The sequence below is a fragment of the Spirosoma liriopis genome (assembly GCF_023196085.1).
In the GTDB taxonomy this organism is placed as follows: Bacteria; Bacteroidota; Bacteroidia; order Cytophagales; family Spirosomataceae; genus Spirosoma; species Spirosoma oryzicola.
Genome location: NZ_JALPRF010000005.1, coordinates 174,268 through 192,855 on the forward strand (window position 1 = coordinate 174,268; position 18,588 = coordinate 192,855).

Genomic DNA, 18,588 nt, shown 5'->3' on the forward strand with positions numbered 1-18,588 from the left:
TGTTACCTCCTTACAAAGCCGGAGATTTAGTTAACAGTTGTTTGAAGGTAGAACCATTCAGGGTCAGGCTGTTTCGTATTGATGCCAACATCCCTAAAGAGTCAGCATATAACGTTAGCGTCACCTTTGTTTGGTTTAATTGATAGCTATGAGCTGCTACGCTCATATTATTTGTCCGAAAGGTATGCGTTAATAAATTAATTCGTACAGGAATTATCCAAGAATTATAACAAAACAAGTTTCATTCATAACAATTATCTATAGTCTATAGACTCTATTTGATGCGCATTATCCCTGTTGTAATTGATTATTTTTGTTAACCATCGAGTTATGTACCGAATACTCATTAGCACCTTCGTAACTTGCATAAGCAAAAATTTAAACTATTTTTACTTACCAAATAGCTTATTATCAATACATTGAGTAATAATTAACCGCTTTATGACCTATCACCCGCAGAAAAGGTAAGAACTAGTTTTTGACGTAAATGGTTAAATATTTTACAGTAAAATTATTGATTGTATAGTAATAATCTATATTGCATATGGCTGATAGCAAATAGCAATAATCCTAGATTGAAGCCTTCTAGTCAATAATACTTAACCCCGTGAGGGACCATCAACGTTAAGGATCTGTTATTGAAACAGGCTGCCTGATAGGCTTTAGGTACCGTCACTTAACAATAAAATGGCTGTTCAATCGACAACAGTATTAACTAAGTAAGGGAACGGTCAGCGCGCAAAGTTGATCCTCCGAGAGAAGTTGAAGTGTATGAAGCCCGTGAAAAATAGAATAAGCAATGGATAAACTGATCGCTACTGGTTTAGGCATTGGCTATATTCCCAAAGGGGGAGGTACGGTAGCCTCCGTCGCTTGCTGTCTTGTCTGGTATTGGCTTGCTCCCGGCGATTCGTCCTTTTTCGCTCCATTTCTGATTACAGGTCTTGTCACAGCCATTGGCATCTGGTCAGCGGATTCAGTAGAGGAACAGTGGGGTAAGGACAGTTACCGCGTCGTTATCGACGAAATAGCAGGCATGTGCCTTAGTCTCCTGTTTATTCCAATTCACGAAAAAAGCTTATTGGCGGGTCTGCTCTTATTTCGTCTGTTTGACATCAGCAAACCCTTTGGCATCCGAAAACTCGAAAAAGTATCGGGCGGCTGGGGTGTGATGTTGGATGATTTGTTGGCGGGTCTATACACAAATTTGCTGTTACGGGCCGCCTTACTGACCGGCCTCTTATAAACTGTATGCAAACATTTTTTAAAGTTCAAGCCACCTCACTGATCGCCACTGGCATCGATTTTCTGACGACGTTTCTGCTCGTTCAGTTAGCGCATTGCTGGTATCTACCCGCCAGTTTGACGGGCGCTGTCGCCGGAGGCTTGGCTAATTTTAGCATCGCTAGAGCATGGACGTTCACGCAGAGCAATCAACCCGTTGGTAAGCAGTTTTACCGATTTGTATTGGTTTGGGTAGGAAATGCAGGTTTCAATGCAGCCGGGCTTTTTGCTGCCACTCATTTTCTGGGTGTTCATTATCTATTAGCCAAAACGGGCGTAGGTATTCTGGTAGGTGTCACTTACAACTATTTTCTTCAGAAAGATTTTGTCTTCAGCCTATCATGAACCAATTTCTGCGCCACGCTTTCAGCCAATCGGTTCTGCTGTTGAGCGGGCTGTTGCTGCTGAGTCATATCACGCTTGCCCAGACAACAACGGTTACTGGAACCGTTACGGACGGAGCCAATAAAGAACCCCTACCCTTCGCAAATATCGTTTTTGAAGGAACAACCATCGGTACAACGACAAACGAGCGGGGTGGTTTTACCTTGACAGGGCAAGGAAACTTCGCCCGGATAGCCGTTTCGTTTATCGGTTATAAAACAGCAATAAAACCGATAACCCCCGGAATTGCGCAAACCATAACGATCCGGCTGGAAGCCAACTCCCAGCTGTTGAACGAAGTAGTGATCCGTAGCGGTAAACGAGCTCGCTATCGCAACAAGAATAATCCAGCCGTTGAACTGATCCGTAACGTGATCAGCCACAAAGAACAGAATCAGCTTGGCCATTACGATTACGCGGACTACGAAGAGTACGATAAGTTGCAGTTTTCGTTAAGTAGCTTATCAACGAAGATTGCCGACAGGAAAATTTTTCAGAAATACCGCTTCCTGCTCGAAAACCGGGATACAACGACGCTACCGGGAAAATCGCTGCTACCCATTTATCTCGAGGAAAAGCTTTCTCAACATTACAACCGGAGAAGTCCACACAAAGAGAAAACCATTATTAAAGGTGACAAACGGGTTGACTTTGGTCAGTATTTCGACAACAATGGGCTTAGTGTTTATCTGAACCGGATGTACTCGAAAATCGATATCTACGAGAATTCGATTTTTCTGATGACTAACCAGTTCTTGAGTCCCATTGCTGGTAGCGCTCCAACGTTCTATCAGTATTATCTGGCTGATACGATCACCGTTAATAATACCAAACTGGTTGGCCTGAATTTCGTGCCTCGTAATACTACGGACATGCTTTTCGAGGGTAAGATGTACGTAACGCTTGACAGCAATTACGCGGTTCAGAAGATCAATCTGTCCGTAAACCCTAAGATCAACCTGAACTGGGTTCGCGACTTGCAGATCCGCCAGCAGTTTGAACAGCATGCCGATGGCAAGTACTACCTCAGCAAAAGCGATTTACTAGCCGACTTTGGAATCAACAAAAACAAGGGTGGCGGGGTCTTCGGCCAGCGAACCCTCTCCTACCGAAATTATCACGTCAATGAACCACAAGCTGACGAAGTTTACGATGGCCAGCCCCAGGTAGTAGAGGCCGATGCCGCCACTAGACCAGAACAGTTCTGGCTGGGCAATCGCCATGATACGCTTTCCAGCGCCGAATCGAAGGTGTACAAAAACATCGATAGTCTGAAACAGATGCCTTCGTTTAAACGGACGATGGAAGCCTTTACAATCCTGTTTGCAGGTTATAAATCGTTCGGCTCATTCGAAGTCGGTCCGGCAAACACGTTCTACAGTTTCAATCCGGTCGAAGGGTTTCGGCTACGACTGGGCGGACGGACAACGCCGGAATTGAGCAAACGCTACTACGCTGAAACCTACGCGGCTTACGGATTTAAAGACGAGCGCTGGAAATATTTTCTGAGCGGTACGTACTCGATCAATAACAAATCGATTTACCAGTTCCCGCAGAATTACATCCGGGCTAGCTTCCAGCGCGACACCAAAATTCCGGGTCAGGAGCTTCAGTTCGTGCAGGAAGATAATTTTTTGCTGTCGTTCAAACGCGGGGTCAACGATAAATGGTTATACAACGACACCTGGCGGATTGATTACGTGCACGAATTTGAAAACCACTTTTCGTATAGTTTTGGCATCAAAAACTGGCAGCAGGAGCCGGCGGGCGGGCTGGAATTTAAGCGGATGAATGAATCCGAAACGATACCCTCTCACACGCTCACAACCACAGAATTTTCGGTCGAAGCACGCTGGGCACCGAACGAGCAGTTTTATCAGGGTAAAATTTATCGGACCCCTATCGCTAACCGCTACCCTATTTTCAGCCTTCGCTTTGCCACCGGTGTTAAAGGACTGCTCAATAGTGAATATAGCTACCAAAACCTGACGGGTACCATCAGTAAACGCTTCTTTCTGTCGCAACTTGGCTATTCGAACGTAACTTTACAGGGCGGCTACATATTTGGTCAGGCACCTTTTCCGCTCCTGAACATACACCGGGCCAATCAGACCTATGCCTATCAGCTTAACTCGTACAACCTGATGAACTTCCTCGAATTTGTCAGTGATCACTACGCTAGTGTTAACCTCGATCATTCGTTTAATGGATTTTTCTTTAACAAAATCCCATTATTCAAAAAGCTGAAATGGCGGGAAGCGGTTTCGTTCAAAGCGCTTTACGGTGGCTTGCGGAGTCAGAACGATCCAAAGCTGAATCCATCGCTGTACCAGTTTCCAGTCGATGCGTCCGGCGTTCCGTACACCTACACATTGAATAAAACACCTTACCTCGAAGCAAGCGTAGGGGTTGCTAACGTTTTAAAATTTTTCCGAATCGATCTGGTAAAACGGCTTACTTACCTGGATCATCCTAACGTGTCGCCATTGGGTATCAGAGCCCGCGCCACGTTCGATTTTTAACCCATTATGCTTACAAGTTATGCAACAGGCCATTCCAATTCGCACAAAAATTCAGTTGGGTATCTACTCGGTTATCAACCCAATTGTTCGCTTACTAATCCGGCTGGGGCTAACACCCAACATGGTTACCACCATTGGATTAGTGCTGAATATTGGGGTTGCCTTGATTTTCATCATCGGAGCCGAGCAAGGTAATCGGGGCGATTTCAGCTACATCGGCTGGGCCGGTGCATTGGTGTTATTTGCCGGTTTATTCGATATGCTGGACGGACAGGTTGCTCGTCTGGGTAAAATGAGTTCGCTTTACGGTGCACTTTTCGATTCCGTTCTTGACCGCTACAGCGAGCTTATATTGTTTCTGGGCATCTGTTATTACCTGATTGCTCAGCACTATTTTTTCAGTTCTCTGTTCGCCTTTATCGCGCTGATTGGTTCCATGATGGTTAGTTACACGCGGGCCCGCGCCGAAGGTCTGGGTATCGAGTGCAAGGGCGGGCTGATGCAGCGTCCTGAACGGGTTATCACCATTGGCGTATCGGCGCTGGCTTGCGGCTGTTTTGCCCCGCTACTAGGTCCCGATTTCAAGGTGTTTATTCCCGGCATTCCCGTGCACGTCTTTGAAACGATGTCGATCTTTACCCTGCCGTTGACTATCATGGCAATCATGACCAACATAACGGCCTACAACCGATTGATCGACGCGAAAAAAGCGCTGGAAAAGAAAGAGAAATCGTCCACCCCAACGAAGGCGCTGGCAGTTACGCTTTTTTTGCTCATGACGATTTCCGGGCCATCCGTATTAGCTAAAGAAGCGCCGACCGGAATTAAGCAGGACAAGACAAAACTAAACTTCCCGACTCCGCAGCACATCCCTAACCAGTTATTTTATCTTCAGCGCGACCCAAATACCAACACAATTATTTGTGCGCTGAATTTAAAAAACGGTCAACCCGACAAGCAAGACCCTGTGCATGTATTCTGGATTCGCTATACCGAGCAAAGTCAGAAGGAAGAGCTTTCATACGTTCAACGTACGTTTGCGTATGGGATCAAATCGCGTCCATTGGCTAATCAGGAGTATGAGCTGAATTTTGTATCGTACAAAAAATTGCCGTTGCGGCTGGCGAAATCAGACCAGGATGCCAGCTACTACGTATACGCGATGGTCAATAAGAAAAAGGTGATCCTCAGACGGATTTATCTCCGCATCGAAGGCGGTACCTTCTGGGTACCTAACGTAAAATACATTCAACTGGAAGGCACCAACGCGGCCACCGGAGAGAATACGGTAGAGCGTATTCCTGTTTAACATTAAATCGTATGGGAATACGATTTGCCTATTTTATGCCCCAATCGTCAAGTACGTCTCCTTTTTGGTCTCTTAAAGGTTCTTTGGTTTTAACAGCAATATCCGTTGTCTATCTGGTCGTCTCTTATTTGCTGGTCGGATTCAACTCCGACCAGCTTGCTTTGACAGGCTTAGTCAACGGACTGTATTACGGCTCTGTCATCAGTCGAAAGTTTCTCATCGCTTTTTCCATCTTTGCGGTATACTGGATCATTTTCGATTACATGAAAGCGTTTCCAAACTACCTGTACAACTCCGTTCACATTGAATCGCTTTACCAGCTGGAAAGAAATCTATTTGGTATCACGCAAGGCCAGGTACTGTTAACCCCCAATGAATTCTGGCTTGTTCATCGAACAGCGTTTCTGGATGTGCTGACCGGGTTATTTTACCTGACCTGGGTTCCCGTACCGATGATGTTTGCCGCTTACCTCTTTTTCAAAGACCAACCAACTTACTATTCCTTTGCGTTTACTTTCTTGCTGGTCAACCTGATCGGGTTTGTTATCTACTATGCGTATCCAGCCGCTCCCCCCTGGTATATTCACGAGCATGGGTTTAACTTTTATCCCCATACCCCCGGCAACACGGCTGGCTTAGCTAACTTCGACCGTTACTTTGGTGTCTCTGTTTTTCATTCTATCTACGCCAAGAGCTCCAACGTTTTTGCCGCTATGCCATCGTTACACTCGTCTTATCCGGTGATTGTGGTTTACCATAGCGTGCGGAAAAAGATGGGGTTGATCAATGTTTTTTTCATCGTCGTTATGCTGGGCGTGTGGTTCTCGGCGGTATACAGCAGTCACCATTACGTATTAGATGTACTGGCCGGACTTACGTGCGCATTAACCGGAATTGGCCTTTTCGGGCTGTTACAGCAAACAAGCTGGCTAAAATTTCTGATCGGGCGCATGCGGTCTCTGACTGCATTCTAACCCATTCTATGCTTGATGCCTCTTCCCATTTCGTTGACAAAATAATGAGCCGATTTTTGTTTTTGCTGTGGTTTTTACTTTGCTGGTTTAGCTCGTCTTCGTTGACTGTACAGGCACAACCAACCGGCGATTGGCATCTGGAGAAAGATAAAGACCAGATACAGGTTTACTCTCGTCACGTAGCAGGAAGCCGACTGACGGAGCTAAAAGTAGAGTGTACACTGCCAGGTACGCAAAGCCAACTGGTCGCACTGCTATCCGACATTGCTAACTACAAAAAAACTATTTACAAGACCAAGTCAGCGTATCTGGTTCGTCGGACGAGCGAAACACAGTTAACCTATCACATCATCAACGAGCTGCCCTGGCCCGTCGAAGACCGGGATTTGACGATACAAATGACGTTCGCGCAGGATCCAGCTTCTAAACTGCTCCATATCCGGGCGGTCGGGGTGCCGAATGTTGTCCCCGTTCAGACGGGTATTGTTCGGGTTGCTGATTGGTTAGCGGTCTGGCAGGTGCGTTCGGTTGGCAGGCGAAACCTTCAGGTTACGTATACGTGCCGGGTAGATCCGGGCGGCTCCATACCAGCTTGGTTAGACAACCTGGCCGCAGCGACGAGTGCCTATCGTTCGTTTGTGTTGATCAGAGAGAGTTTGCCGCAATACCAGGGAAAAACATTTTCTTTCTTACGCGATTAGGCTGTGCCTTTTATTAAAATTGGAGCAAAGTGACACGCTGTCACTTTGCTCCAATTTTGCGTTTACCGGGTGACAATGACTTAGGCCGACTTGTCATTTGCCTATAGTTTTTCCGGCAGGATAACATCGATTTCGAGATCATGATTACCAGCAATAGCCAATAATCCATTGACGAATAGATACTGGTTGTGGTTCTATCAGCTCATAGCAGTACACCCCTTGCGGTGGTGTCGGTTTCTTAAAACCGACACCAGTTGCTGACGCCAAGCGTCGGTTTTGAGAACCGCGCGGGCGGCCCCGCCGACATCACTAAAACTGGCACTCTCGGCTTGATTGGCATTTCAAATTATAGAATTTGATATCATAACAAACTCCTCATTTACGAACACCGGGGAGCAAAGTGGCAGCGTGTCACTTTGCTCCCCGACCCTGTTTTACACCCTAATGAACAACTGCGCTAACTGCTCGAATTTGTTAGTTGGCTACCCATCCTCCTGTAAATCCAGCCTTAACCAATCCACGTTTGATGTGAGGGTTTTTCTGCATCAGTTTCCAGATAAAACCCGTTCGTAGATTTTCAGCCATCAGTAAAATTGGTCCTTGGTCAATGCCTAGGTAATCAATATCAAACCAGCCGTTTTGGGTTGAACCATTGGCCACGCGGGCAGGATAACGATACGTAGGGTTGAAAGCATCCCGAAACCCGTAGGTACCATAAAGCTTAGTTCCGTATTTTGTTTTCATAGCTCGTAAGGCCGGGACGCAGATTTCGGGTGCAAAAGCCATCGATCCACCAGCCGCTGTAGGCGCAATCGTCCCGTCATCAACGATCTGTGTACTCGCTGCCCCACGCGCCCGGTACGAAAAGAATTGTTTCCCATTTACCAGTGTATCGCTGGGTCCATCGCAAGCGGTGAGTCCCCAAATGGTTGAGTTGTAGTCCTGCCATTTAGCCGGGTTTACCATACAATAAGCCCGATTCGCGTAGGTTGCCCGCCGTGAATTTTCAAAATAATCGATACCTTTTCCGCGCATGTATTCATCTTTGATACCACGAAAATCAATCCATACGTGCGAGTATTGGTGGCCAAATAGCGGGTCAAAGTTTAGGTGTGTCTGGTCGTAAAAGGTAGCCCATGGGTAGGTCTTTGTCCAGGTAGCCCAGGCATCCGTACCGACAGGATGCGTCGGCGAACCCAGTGCCAGCACGTAAAGCAACATGCCTTCGTTGTATCCCGCCCAGTCGTTTTTGATAAAGCCAGTTTCAGGATGCCAACCCATTGAAACCAGTGGCTTGGCACCGTTATGATTTTGAAACCACGTCCAGTCAGCACGTCCGTAGATCGTATCCGCGAGTTGCCGGATCTCGGTTTCAGTGGCGTTGTTCTGATCGAAATAGCTTTGCGCACTTAGTATGCCGCCTAGTAACAGGGCCGTATCGATGGTCGAAAGCTCGACCTGCTTAAAGCGTTCGCCGGTTTTCATATCCAGAAAATGGTAGAAAAATCCTTTGTATCCCGCAATGCCCGATGCTTTCTCTGACTGGGGTGCGTTGGCGAAGAAACGTAAGGTCTTAAGCGTTCGCTCGGCAGCCTGCGCCCGCGTAATATAGCCACGCTCAACCCCGACCAGATACGATGTCAGGCCAAATCCTACAGCGGCAATACTGGCAAATGAATTCGAGGGAGCACGGTCAGGGACGAGTCCATTGTCAGCGTTAGTCGTTTCCCAGAAATAGCGGAAAGTATCGCGTTGCAAACTATCCAGAAACTGAACGTCGGAACTGGAAAGCGAAAACGCCGTTGGAGCGGAGGCAATGGGTTGGGGTTTCGGTTGGCAGCAAACCATAGTTAAGCCACCACATGATAAAAGAAGAATGAATAATAGTCTCATAACTTTCAGAATAAAAGATCGGCTTCGGCACCAGCGGCAAAGCGTTTTATTGCCCACTACCGGTACAGAAGCCGACTAAAATTAGATTCGATAATCGAATGCCTAGTACCCTGGGTTCTGCGTTAACTGCCCGCCACTTAACTGAATTTGCGGCTGTGGAATTGGGAATAACTCGTGTTTACCCGTCACGAAGTTTTTGCCAAGCGCCTGAAAAACGGCGGCTGCCCGCCCCTGACGAATCAGATCAAAATACCGGTCGTGTTCAAAGGCCATTTCAACCCGACGTTCGCGCCAGATAGCCTGCCGTAGATCGGCTTGGACGGTAGTCGTAACGTTGGCAAGAACGCCCGAAACACCGCCCCGCGCCCGTGCCCGAACCAGGTTGAGCGACGTCAACGCTTTAGTTGCTTGCCCTGATTCGTTGGCCGCTTCGGCATTCATCAGCAACACATCACCGTAGCGCAGCACCCGAATATTTTTGCTGGTTTCCCACGTATTGCCGTTGTTGGTCTCGCGGGTAAAGCTGACGTAGGCCTTCATGTTGTAATACGGATTTTCGGCGTTTGCACTAATCACCCGACCATCCCACAAGGTCATACCGCGCCGAATAATCGTTCCATCTATACGCGTATCACCGGTTTCGTACGCTTTAACCAGATCTTCAGAAGGCGTATTAAAACCCCAGCCCCAACCATTCTCCCCACGTGCTCCCTGCGATTCAAAGTAACCCTGAACCCCTTTGTTGGGCGTTACACCCCGGCCTTGAATCTCAAAAATCGACTCTACTCCGTTCTCAGACGATTCGCGCCAGAGTTCTCCGTAGTTAGGCATAAGCGAGTATTGACCCGAAGCAATGATCTCGTCGGTCAACTGGAGAACCACGTTCCATTTTTTCTCGTACATCGACACTTTGGCCAGTAAGGCTTTAGCCGCCCCTTTCGTCGCCCGGCCCAGATCAGCCGAATTGTACTGCGACTTTTCCGGTAAATTGGCGACGGCTTTTGTCAGATCGGATTCGATCAGCGCGTATACCTGCGCCGATGTGGCCCGGACTCGACCGTTCTGAATATCCGTCTGATTGGTTGGATCGGCTACCTTCGTGATCAGCGGTACACCGCCAAACGAACGGACCAGGTTGAAGTAGCAGTACGCGCGCAGGAAGCTGGCTTCGCCGATCAGCCGATTTTTCAGCGTATCGTTAATGCTCAGCGCTGGTAGATTGTCCAGTGCCTGATTGGCCCGCGCGATGGCTTCGTAATGGCCACCCCACAACTCGTTGAACGAAAGACTTGATGGGGTAAACGTAAAGTTATCCAACTGGTCTTTATCCGTTCCGGTATCGCCCGGCGAACTGCCTTTGTCGGCATCATCGGAGATAATGCTGGTTACGCCATTCCAGGAAAAAGAATGGAAATTCCAGTCGAGCATCTTGGAATAAATCGCGTTGACCAGGCTGGTAGCTGCGTCGGCATTACTTGAAAAGAAATCAGTTGGCGTTTGCTGTCCCTGTGGCGGCACATCCAAAAATGTTTTGGAACAGCCACCAGCGACCATGAGTCCGCCAAAACAAGCGTAGGTTGCAATTTTCTGTAAGGTTTTCATATTCGTTGTTTACTTAAAAGCCAATGTTCAGACCAGCCAGATACGCCGATGTTACGGGATACGTACTCAGTTCGATACCTGCATTCAGCGGATTGCTTCCGGGCAATTCGGGTGTGTATCCCGAGAACGCTTTAATTGTCAACGCGTTTTGCGCGGTTACGTAAAACCGAACCCGGCTTACTTTAAGCGATGACACCACGGATTTGGGCAGCGTGTAACCCAGCGTAATGTTATTGATCCGGAAGAAAGAACCCGACTCTATGTAATAGGTTGACGAGATGGGTACCGCGTTACTGGCCCGTGGTTCGGTGTTGCTGGGGTTGGTCGATGTCCATCGGTCGGCCCGCGACGCTTCGATATTTTCGTTACCAAATCGCTGCGCTTTTTTACCGTTGTACACTTTGTTGCCAAAATTAGCGTACCAGTCCGTCGAGAAATCAAAGCTGCGGTAGGTGAAGCCACCGTTCACGCCAAAGTACAGTTTAGGCTGATACGATCCGACAAAAATCCGGTCATTGTCGTCAATGACACCATCGCCATTCTGATCCACGTAGCGGAAATCACCCGGCTTGGTTCCTTCGATTTTCGCGCTTGTGTTATTAACAGCTTCCTGCGTCTGGAAAATGCCATTTGTTTGCCACACCCAGAAACTTCCGACTGGCTGGCCGACTGCCGTGCGGGTTGTGTACTGTCCGTTACCGATTCCACCCTCGTTGATCGGCAAACCGCCCTGCACATCTTCGAGCCGGTTGCGGTTGATGGTTACGTTAGCGCCTACGTTATATTGAAATCCTTTGGTCGAGTTGTTACGCCAGTTTAAAGCAAACTCAAACCCCCGGTTGCGGACGCTGGCTGCGTTGGTCAGATAAGCCCCATCCACATCACCGAAAATAGCGTCGATGGGTCGTTGAAATAAAGCGTCGCTGGTCCGTTTGTTGTAATAAGCAAACTCCCCGGTAAGCCGGTTATTAGCCAAGGCAAACTCTAAACCGATATCCGTACCCGTGGTAACCTCCCAGCGTAAATTAGGGTCAATCAGGTTGGTGATGGTGCGTCCCTGTTGCAGCGTTTGATTGGGTCCCAATGGATAATCCAGTCCGCTGGCAATCGTGTACAGGAAGGCGCTCGGATCGATCCGGTCATTACCGGTTTTACCCCAGCTCACACGCGCTTTTAACTGATCGAAAGGCGTTTTTCCCCGCAGGAATGGTTCTTCACTCAGTACCCAACCCGCACCAATAGACGGAAAGAATCCCCAGCGATTGGTGGTCGGAAACTTACTTGATCCGTCGTAACGAGCGGTAGCCGTAAACAGGTAGCGATCCGAATAATTGTAGTTGACCCGACCGATGTACGACTGGCGCGTTTGAATACTGCCCGTTTCGCTGTTGGTGGCCGACGATGCGCTACCCGTGTTCAGGTAAAAATAATTCGATTGGGGTGGCACATCCTGCCGACCAGCAACCAGAACATTGTCCTGAAAACGCTCGGCCACGTACCCGGCCAATACTTTCACCGTGTGGCGTTCCGCAAAGGTGTTGCTGTATTCAGCCGTATTGGTCCACAGCCAGCGCGTGTTGTTAACCCGTCCGGTCGACAATTGGCTTGTCAGGTTTCGCTGGTTGGCCGATACCTGATAAACAGGATTGTAATTGTACGAGCGACTCGTGTTAGTCTCAATCCCGAAGTTGGAGAGCAACGTGATCTTTTTCAGAATTGTCAGGTTTCCATAGAAAGAGCCTTGCAGCCGGAGCCCCCGCGCTTTGTAGTTCGTGTAATCCAGTTGCGCTACCGGATTGGCTACGTTGTTACGTGGTGTGTACCCGTACGAACCATCACTATTCCGAACGGGCACCAGCGGAGCCTGCTTGTAGGCGTTTGTGAATGCCGCGTAAACCGTTTGGTTCGATTCAGGCAAAGCCGGATCGGAATTGCTCGACAGGTTTGAATTGTCGTTGGCAAGACTCAGGTTATGACCTAATTTAAACACCGGCGTCAGCGTGTATTCGTTGTTCAGACGAAGGGTAAGCCGGTTATAATCCGTGCCGTTCAGAATCCCTTTTTCGGTGAAATAACCGGCACTGAACAGATAGGTCGTTTTCTCGGTACCACCACTCACCGACAAGGCGTGATTCTGCTGAAAACCGGTGCGGGTAATCGCCTTGAACCAGTCCGTGTTATTCGTCGTAGCGGTAGCCGGGTCGAACGGTAGCGTCGCACTGGCATCATCGTACCGAACAGCTTCATTGTTGTATTGAGCAAACAGTTGTGAGTCAGCCATTTTAACACGGTAGGCTGGGGTACGAATACCTATATACGCATCGTAGGAGACCGTTGGCGCACCTGTTTTTCCACGCTTGGTCGTGATCAGGACAACACCGTTAGCAGCTCGAACCCCATAGATGGCCGTCGCCGAAGCATCCTTGAGCACATCAACCGATGTAATGTCCGAGGTATTGATGTTGCGGATATCTTCGGTAATGATCCCATCGACCACATACAGTGGATCGGCCCCGCCCAGCAGCGTACCTGTTCCGCGAATACGAACGGTTGGTGCCTGTCCTGGTGCACCCGAATTGATAATTTGAACGCCGGACATTTTGCTTTGCAGCGCCTGCGTGGCTGATAATACCGGCTGGCGAACCAGTTCTTCCCCTTTGATCTGGGCAACTGATCCCGTTACGTCAATCTTGCGTTGCGTACCATAACCCACAACGACCACCTCTTCCAACGCTCTGGCGTCATCAGCTAACTCAACGTTTATCGTGGTCTGATTGCCGACCGGAACTTCCTGACTGGTCATGCCGATCATACTAAATTGCAGCACTGCTCCGCTGGAGACACTGATCTGATAATTTCCATTTGCATCGGTAGCAGTACCCGTAGTTGTGCCCTTTATCAGGACGTTGACACCGGGCAACGCACCCTTGTCCGCTTTGTTGACGACCTTCCCGGTAACCTGCTGATTTTGCGCCTGCGTATTGCTACAGACCGCTAGCCAGATTACGGTTAAAAAGTAACCGAATGTTCTCATAAGTGAGCGAAAATTTAAATTGGGCGACAAAAATAAGGAATCTTTTGGTAATACTATTTCTACTTAAATCGATACTATTTTAACTCGCCGTAGCTCAAAGTGTTAGCTAAAGAAAATTTATTTACCCGCCGGAAACTGATAATTGAAATTGCCAAAACGAATGACGAACGACCTTCGAGAACAAAGTCGAGAGGAAGAGACGAAGATGTCTTATGTATAAACAAAAATAGGCCTGTAATTCAAGGCCTATGAAAGCAATTGATTCGGAAATAGCTGGTTGCTACTTCGAGATAATCGACTGTCAAAAGAATTTTTTCGAGCAAAGTGACAGCGTGTCACTTTGCTCGAAGTAGTGCCTGCAACTCGTCTGTTTTTGCGATTAGTTGGGCGCAGGTCTGGACATTAAGCTTCCCGGAAGCCAGTTCCCGAATGGTTGTCTCAAGCGATAGTATTTGACTTTTTTTCGATTTTATTTCACCTGCCTTCGACAGCTTTTCGCCTGGCACGTTCGGCGCTGATACGCCATTGATCAAGTCATCGGCGTCCTGGACAGGCTCCGCTATTTCCGTTTTGGCAATGGCGTTGATCGACGCTTTTGCCAGTTTCTTTTTCCCAGACAAAACGTCCTGCTTCAAATCAGGAGCCAGTTTTTCCAGACCGGCAGCAAAATCAGCATCGCGCTTGATGGTTCGGCTACTTACGCCATATTCTTTCCCAAGTGTAGCCGCCACATCGCCCTGCGCATTTTCGGCAGCTCTGTTCCCGCCCCGCATCGATTTCTGTTGCAGATAGCGTAATCCACGCAGGTAGGATGTTTGCTCAGCGGTCAGGTTTCGCCGGCCCAGCTGGTAATCGATCATGTAATCCTTGACCTCATCCAGCGTCGAAAACCGAACGAGATTAATTCGGTAATCGAGTTTGTACTGCTGGCATATGCTGTAGCGGTTATGCCCGTCAATGAGAACAAAAAGCGGAGACGTGTCCGTATCAACCTGAGCAGCGGCAGGTGTTGTCTCCCACACGGTAAGCGGATCTTTTACACCATGTTTAAGAATATTCTGCTGAAGCTGGTCGTATTCGTCATTGGCTAAAGGCGGTATCAGATCGCGCAGCTTGTCGAGAACCAGGATCTGATTCTTTATATTTTCTTCGGTAGATAGGAGAGATGGTCGCAACGTTGACGTCTTCTCTTTCATCGAACTCATGAAGTCTTTTTTCATATCAGATCGTCATTACTTCGGTAGCCAACTGGTGATACTGCTGCCAGGAAGGAGACTTGGCAGAATATGTGTACAAATCTTCCTTGGCAACCTGCGATTGTTTGATAACCGTTGACACTTCGATGATCGAATCGTAAATGTGGAAGTTTTGGAAAGTATCCCGAATGTGAGCCATCATACTTTTGTGGACGCTCTGATTCTTGTGCACCATCGTAAAGACAATGCCTTTTACCGTCAACGTTGGATTGATGTAGGTCCGTACTTCGGCAATTCGGTTGAACAAGCTTTCAACACCGTGGTACGCGCTGGCTTCCGGCTGGATGGGCACAACACAGTAATTGGAAGCAACCAGTGAACAAGTCGTACAGATACCCAGGCTTGGCGGACAATCGATAAGAATATAATCAAATTTGTCCCGCGCTTCTTCCAGTTTGAGCGACAAGCGACGATCGGCACCGATGGAATTGGCAAGCTCCGACTCCCGATAAGCCATACGTATATCGGAAGGCGTCAGAAACAAATTCTCGGTGATTTCGATCATGGGTAGGGGAGACCCTCCCAATAAAGCGTCGATCACCTGCTCGTCTGGAACGTGAATGCCGAAACACTGCGAAAGATTGCCCTGTGAATCCATGTCCACTAACAACACGCGATTTCCTAACAAGCTCAGCGCTTTTCCAACATTGATCGTTGTTGTCGTTTTACCAACGCCCCCTTTATGGTTGACGATTGAAATTACTTTTGCCTTATCGAACAACGCTTCGGAATAGCCGTATTTACGAACAGCTTCATCTAAGGCAGGAAGGTGCTTGGCAGGAATATCTTTCTGGTCAGAAAGTGCTTTGTGCAGCGTTTTTGATGGTATACCAGCTTCTTTTTCGATCTGAGACAGATTAAGCGCTGGTTTGGCGCGTAGGAACCGGATTAGCTTCTCCTGAGTGATCATCGTACCCTGGATAAATATTTATCTTTTCCAAAGGTATAAAGAACTTGTTTTATCCAAAATAATTCTGGCGATTTATGTTACTTTCTCATTAGTAAGCAAATCTCTTGACAGGCATTTTAGGGTAGCTGGTAGAAAAATTGTATCTAAAAAACAAACGATTAGTCAATATCCGTAAAAACATCGGCTTTGAGTCGCTCTACAGCTTGGAAGAGAGGACCGTACATAGCCGGATTCCTAATGTTCTCGAGCAGACTGAGCTTTTCCTTGTAGAACTTGCCGAACAAACCCGACTGCATGTGTTCAGCAACGGTTTCATGCCACTCAGGATGATCACTTAACACCTGAATGGCCGCCTGGTATTTCTTCTCTGTCAAGGCTTCGAGTCGCGCATTTTCAAGGGCTTGTTGCTCCTTCTGAACATTCGACTGTACGTCAGTCGGGCGATTTGTTTTGGTGACAGGAGGGACCGGCTCATCAAACGATAAGGGTATCGACATGCTCACCATCCGTTGTAAATAACCGCCCACATTCTTGATGGTAGCTCCCTGTTTAAGTTGCTTTAGCGTATAATCGATTGCTGTACGCACTTGCTCCTCCGACGACTGGTGCAGCCAGGTACGTACGGCTTCGCGACCAACATACTGAGCAACGAGCGGGTGAAGCTCATCTACCAACGAGTCAGTCGCTGGGTCATCGATTTCAACGACCACCTTATTACTTTTTTTATTACTTGTAGCTACGGGTGTGCTTACGCTGGTCGTAATGCCTTCACCATCGGGTAAAACAAGCGGTAGTTCCTGTGAAGACATGTGAAAGACGACCGCCACAACCTTCCGGTTGCTACGCTCTTCCTCCATTTTATCGACCCGGATGTTGGTTGTCGTACTCAAGTCTGTGCAGGCTCTGACTAAAACCTTTTGCTTGAAATTGCCATACAGCGGGTAATCTTTATCACCGATTTCAAAAACCTCCCGCAGACGCTCTACCGTGTAGCGAACCGATGTTTTTTTAAGGTTCATCTGGTGACGCAGCATCATGTAGAGCCGAATAGAATACTGACTTTGTACCCGCGCTAAATTCCGTACATCAAATTCCAGGTATTCGGTTCGTAGTTGCAGCAGAAACGGCTTTAATTCGGGGTGAAACGTAACGCGAATAGACTCCATTTTAGCATCGCCAATTTGTGAGCTGGCGCTTGTCAGAAATGGAATAACGGTTCGGTAACGATTGCCATCTTCCTTGGTGTGGTAGATAACCATTGTTTTGTTGACCAACCGCTCGGCTGCTTCCTTTATCGTTTCGTAGCTACGTCCATCCCGACTCAAGCTAAATAACCGGATAATGTCAGCTACTCGTAGTTCGTATTCGCAGAAGGTAACATCGTCCGGGCTGATCATCGTCAGCATGGTAAAAAAAACTCTGAACTCAACTACGTCCATTCGGTACGTAGCTTCCACAATTCCGTTACGACCCGCTTTCATGCGAGCAATCGTTCGTTCACCGATATCAGCGCGCTTCCGAACCTTCGTTTCTTTTGCCATACTATTGCAGCCAACAGGGGTGAACTTACAAAAACAAGATCGCATAACAAAAACTTGCACGTTAACTCTATTAACGCCACAGAAACCCGAACAGTGGTTCATTACGTGATACAGGTTATAGTTGCGTGATTTGAGTTATAGTTCAACCTGTGCGTTCAGGCTAAAACAATTAGATCAGTACATAATTCAGGCTAATTTTCCGTAAACACGGTCGGGTATGTGTAGGAATGTCAACTTTTTGAGGATTATCGGCATTGTTAGCGCGACTTATTATAGTTATCCACACCGTACGTGTTATAGGTTATAGTAGTACGTGCTATAGGTTATACATACGTGTTATAGGTTATAGTTCGACGTGATATGGGTTATAGTTCGACGTGATATAGGTTATAGTTAAACGTGATATAGGTTATAGTTAAACGTGATATAGGTTATAGTTAAACGTGATATAGGTTATAGTTCAGCTTGTAAATTACTGGTTTATAAGTGGTTATGAGGGTCTAAAAAGAAACTATTTTAAAACTTTATAAAAAGAAACACACAACAGCATTTTGTTGTGTGTTTCTCTTCTTTTTCTTCTTAAAAACCAAGCGATAAACAGCCTAGATAAGAAGCAGTTCGCATAAAAAAGAAACTCTCCGCGGATACGTGATATAGGTTATAGTTCGACGTGATATGAGTTATAGTTGGACAGTTTTGCTAGAACAGGTTGCTGAATCTCAACGATCTACTCTGACACATAGTCAGCGTATAGAAATGATTCAACCAGAATGTTGGCTGGTTATAAGTCAAACTACTAATGATAAAAGAGCGTACGGACCATTTTTTAAACAGCGGTATCGAAAAGTACGGACGACCAGGTGACGGTTTTATACGAACCGTTTTTCGAAGAGTCTATATTGATCAATAAACTAGGCCAACCTAGATATGAGAAACGGTTCATAATTAAAAAGAGATTATAATCTGGTGCGTACAGAGTTTAGAAAATTTACTTAATTAACTGGCTTTGTTGAAACTAGGAATGGAGCTATTGCAGGGATCACGTACCCGCCGGACTGTTAGCTCATTACAGCGTAACAGTTGATGGATAGGATGGGTTGACTATGGTGCTTTCAAATCATCGAAAGACGCTTATGTAAGGTCGTTCAGTAACACAAAGAACCTTTCAGTGATCTTAG

The 18,588-nt window shown here is 47.3% G+C and carries 12 protein-coding genes; 6 read left to right on the forward strand and 6 right to left on the reverse strand.

Going from position 1 to position 18,588, the window contains the following annotated elements; genetic code table 11:
• Positions 1-799 precede the first annotated feature (799 nt).
• Genes M0L20_RS24110 through M0L20_RS24135 form a run of 6 tightly spaced genes read left to right on the forward strand, consistent with a single transcriptional unit; the run spans position 800 to position 7,174 of the window.
• Positions 800-1,246 carry a phosphatidylglycerophosphatase A family protein gene (locus M0L20_RS24110; protein ID WP_248479608.1) on the forward strand — a complete coding sequence of 149 codons (447 nt, stop codon included), beginning with the start codon at positions 800-802 and terminating at the stop codon, positions 1,244-1,246.
• A 5-nt stretch (positions 1,247-1,251) separates the two neighbouring features.
• Positions 1,252-1,629, forward strand: coding sequence for a GtrA family protein (locus M0L20_RS24115; RefSeq protein ID WP_232563290.1), 378 nt, complete (start codon positions 1,252-1,254; stop codon positions 1,627-1,629).
• Entirely contained in the window at positions 1,626-4,190 is a 2,565-nt protein-coding gene (locus tag M0L20_RS24120; RefSeq protein ID WP_248479610.1) for a DUF5686 and carboxypeptidase-like regulatory domain-containing protein, read from the forward strand. The genes M0L20_RS24115 and M0L20_RS24120 overlap by 4 nt, the downstream gene beginning before the upstream one ends.
• A gap of 19 nt (positions 4,191-4,209) precedes the next feature.
• The gene (locus M0L20_RS24125) at positions 4,210-5,499 is read left to right on the forward strand and encodes a DUF4833 domain-containing protein (RefSeq protein ID WP_248479612.1); all 1,290 of its coding nucleotides are present in this window, start codon (positions 4,210-4,212) and stop codon (positions 5,497-5,499) included.
• Positions 5,500-5,510: 11 nt separating this feature from the next.
• Positions 5,511-6,473, forward strand: coding sequence for a phosphatase PAP2 family protein (locus tag M0L20_RS24130; protein WP_248479614.1), 963 nt, complete (start codon positions 5,511-5,513; stop codon positions 6,471-6,473).
• 44 nt (positions 6,474-6,517) lie between these two features.
• Positions 6,518-7,174, forward strand: coding sequence for an START domain-containing protein (locus tag M0L20_RS24135; protein WP_248479616.1), 657 nt, complete (start codon positions 6,518-6,520; stop codon positions 7,172-7,174).
• A 474-nt stretch (positions 7,175-7,648) separates the two neighbouring features.
• Here the strand turns inward: M0L20_RS24135 and M0L20_RS24140 are convergent, their stop codons facing one another.
• The 6 genes from M0L20_RS24140 to M0L20_RS24165 all read right to left on the reverse strand — a co-directional run bounded on the left by M0L20_RS24140 (position 7,649) and on the right by M0L20_RS24165 (position 17,410).
• A complete protein-coding gene (locus M0L20_RS24140) occupies positions 7,649-9,022 on the reverse strand; it encodes a glucoamylase family protein (protein WP_248479618.1) in 1,374 nt (457 codons plus the stop codon).
• A 147-nt stretch (positions 9,023-9,169) separates the two neighbouring features.
• Entirely contained in the window at positions 9,170-10,669 is a 1,500-nt protein-coding gene (locus tag M0L20_RS24145) for a RagB/SusD family nutrient uptake outer membrane protein (protein WP_248479619.1), read from the reverse strand.
• A 13-nt stretch (positions 10,670-10,682) separates the two neighbouring features.
• Positions 10,683-13,703 (reverse strand): SusC/RagA family TonB-linked outer membrane protein, encoded by a 3,021-nt coding sequence (locus tag M0L20_RS24150; protein WP_248479620.1) that lies wholly within the window; start codon positions 13,701-13,703, stop codon positions 10,683-10,685.
• 335 nt (positions 13,704-14,038) lie between these two features.
• Complete coding sequence (locus M0L20_RS24155) at positions 14,039-14,923, reverse strand: ParB N-terminal domain-containing protein (RefSeq protein ID WP_248479621.1); 885 nt, start codon at positions 14,921-14,923, stop codon at positions 14,039-14,041.
• A 1-nt stretch (position 14,924) separates the two neighbouring features.
• Positions 14,925-15,869, reverse strand: coding sequence for a ParA family protein (locus M0L20_RS24160; RefSeq protein WP_232563282.1), 945 nt, complete (start codon positions 15,867-15,869; stop codon positions 14,925-14,927).
• A gap of 158 nt (positions 15,870-16,027) precedes the next feature.
• A complete protein-coding gene (locus M0L20_RS24165) occupies positions 16,028-17,410 on the reverse strand; it encodes a replication initiation protein (RefSeq protein ID WP_248479622.1) in 1,383 nt (460 codons plus the stop codon).
• Positions 17,411-18,588: the final 1,178 nt, after the last annotated feature.

Coding starts and splice junctions, on each gene's coding strand:
- M0L20_RS24110 (WP_248479608.1), top strand. CDS start 800: ATGGATAAACTGATCGCTACTGGTTTAGGCATTGGCTATATTCCCAAA.
- M0L20_RS24115 (WP_232563290.1), top strand. CDS start 1,252: ATGCAAACATTTTTTAAAGTTCAAGCCACCTCACTGATCGCCACTGGC.
- M0L20_RS24120 (WP_248479610.1), top strand. CDS start 1,626: ATGAACCAATTTCTGCGCCACGCTTTCAGCCAATCGGTTCTGCTGTTG.
- M0L20_RS24125 (WP_248479612.1), top strand. CDS start 4,210: ATGCAACAGGCCATTCCAATTCGCACAAAAATTCAGTTGGGTATCTAC.
- M0L20_RS24130 (WP_248479614.1), top strand. CDS start 5,511: ATGGGAATACGATTTGCCTATTTTATGCCCCAATCGTCAAGTACGTCT.
- M0L20_RS24135 (WP_248479616.1), top strand. CDS start 6,518: ATGAGCCGATTTTTGTTTTTGCTGTGGTTTTTACTTTGCTGGTTTAGC.
- M0L20_RS24140 (WP_248479618.1), bottom strand. CDS start 9,022: ATGGTTTGCTGCCAACCGAAACCCCAACCCATTGCCTCCGCTCCAACG.
- M0L20_RS24145 (WP_248479619.1), bottom strand. CDS start 10,669: ATGAAAACCTTACAGAAAATTGCAACCTACGCTTGTTTTGGCGGACTC.
- M0L20_RS24150 (WP_248479620.1), bottom strand. CDS start 13,703: ATGAGAACATTCGGTTACTTTTTAACCGTAATCTGGCTAGCGGTCTGT.
- M0L20_RS24155 (WP_248479621.1), bottom strand. CDS start 14,923: ATGAAAAAAGACTTCATGAGTTCGATGAAAGAGAAGACGTCAACGTTG.
- M0L20_RS24160 (WP_232563282.1), bottom strand. CDS start 15,869: ATGATCACTCAGGAGAAGCTAATCCGGTTCCTACGCGCCAAACCAGCG.
- M0L20_RS24165 (WP_248479622.1), bottom strand. CDS start 17,410: ATGGCAAAAGAAACGAAGGTTCGGAAGCGCGCTGATATCGGTGAACGA.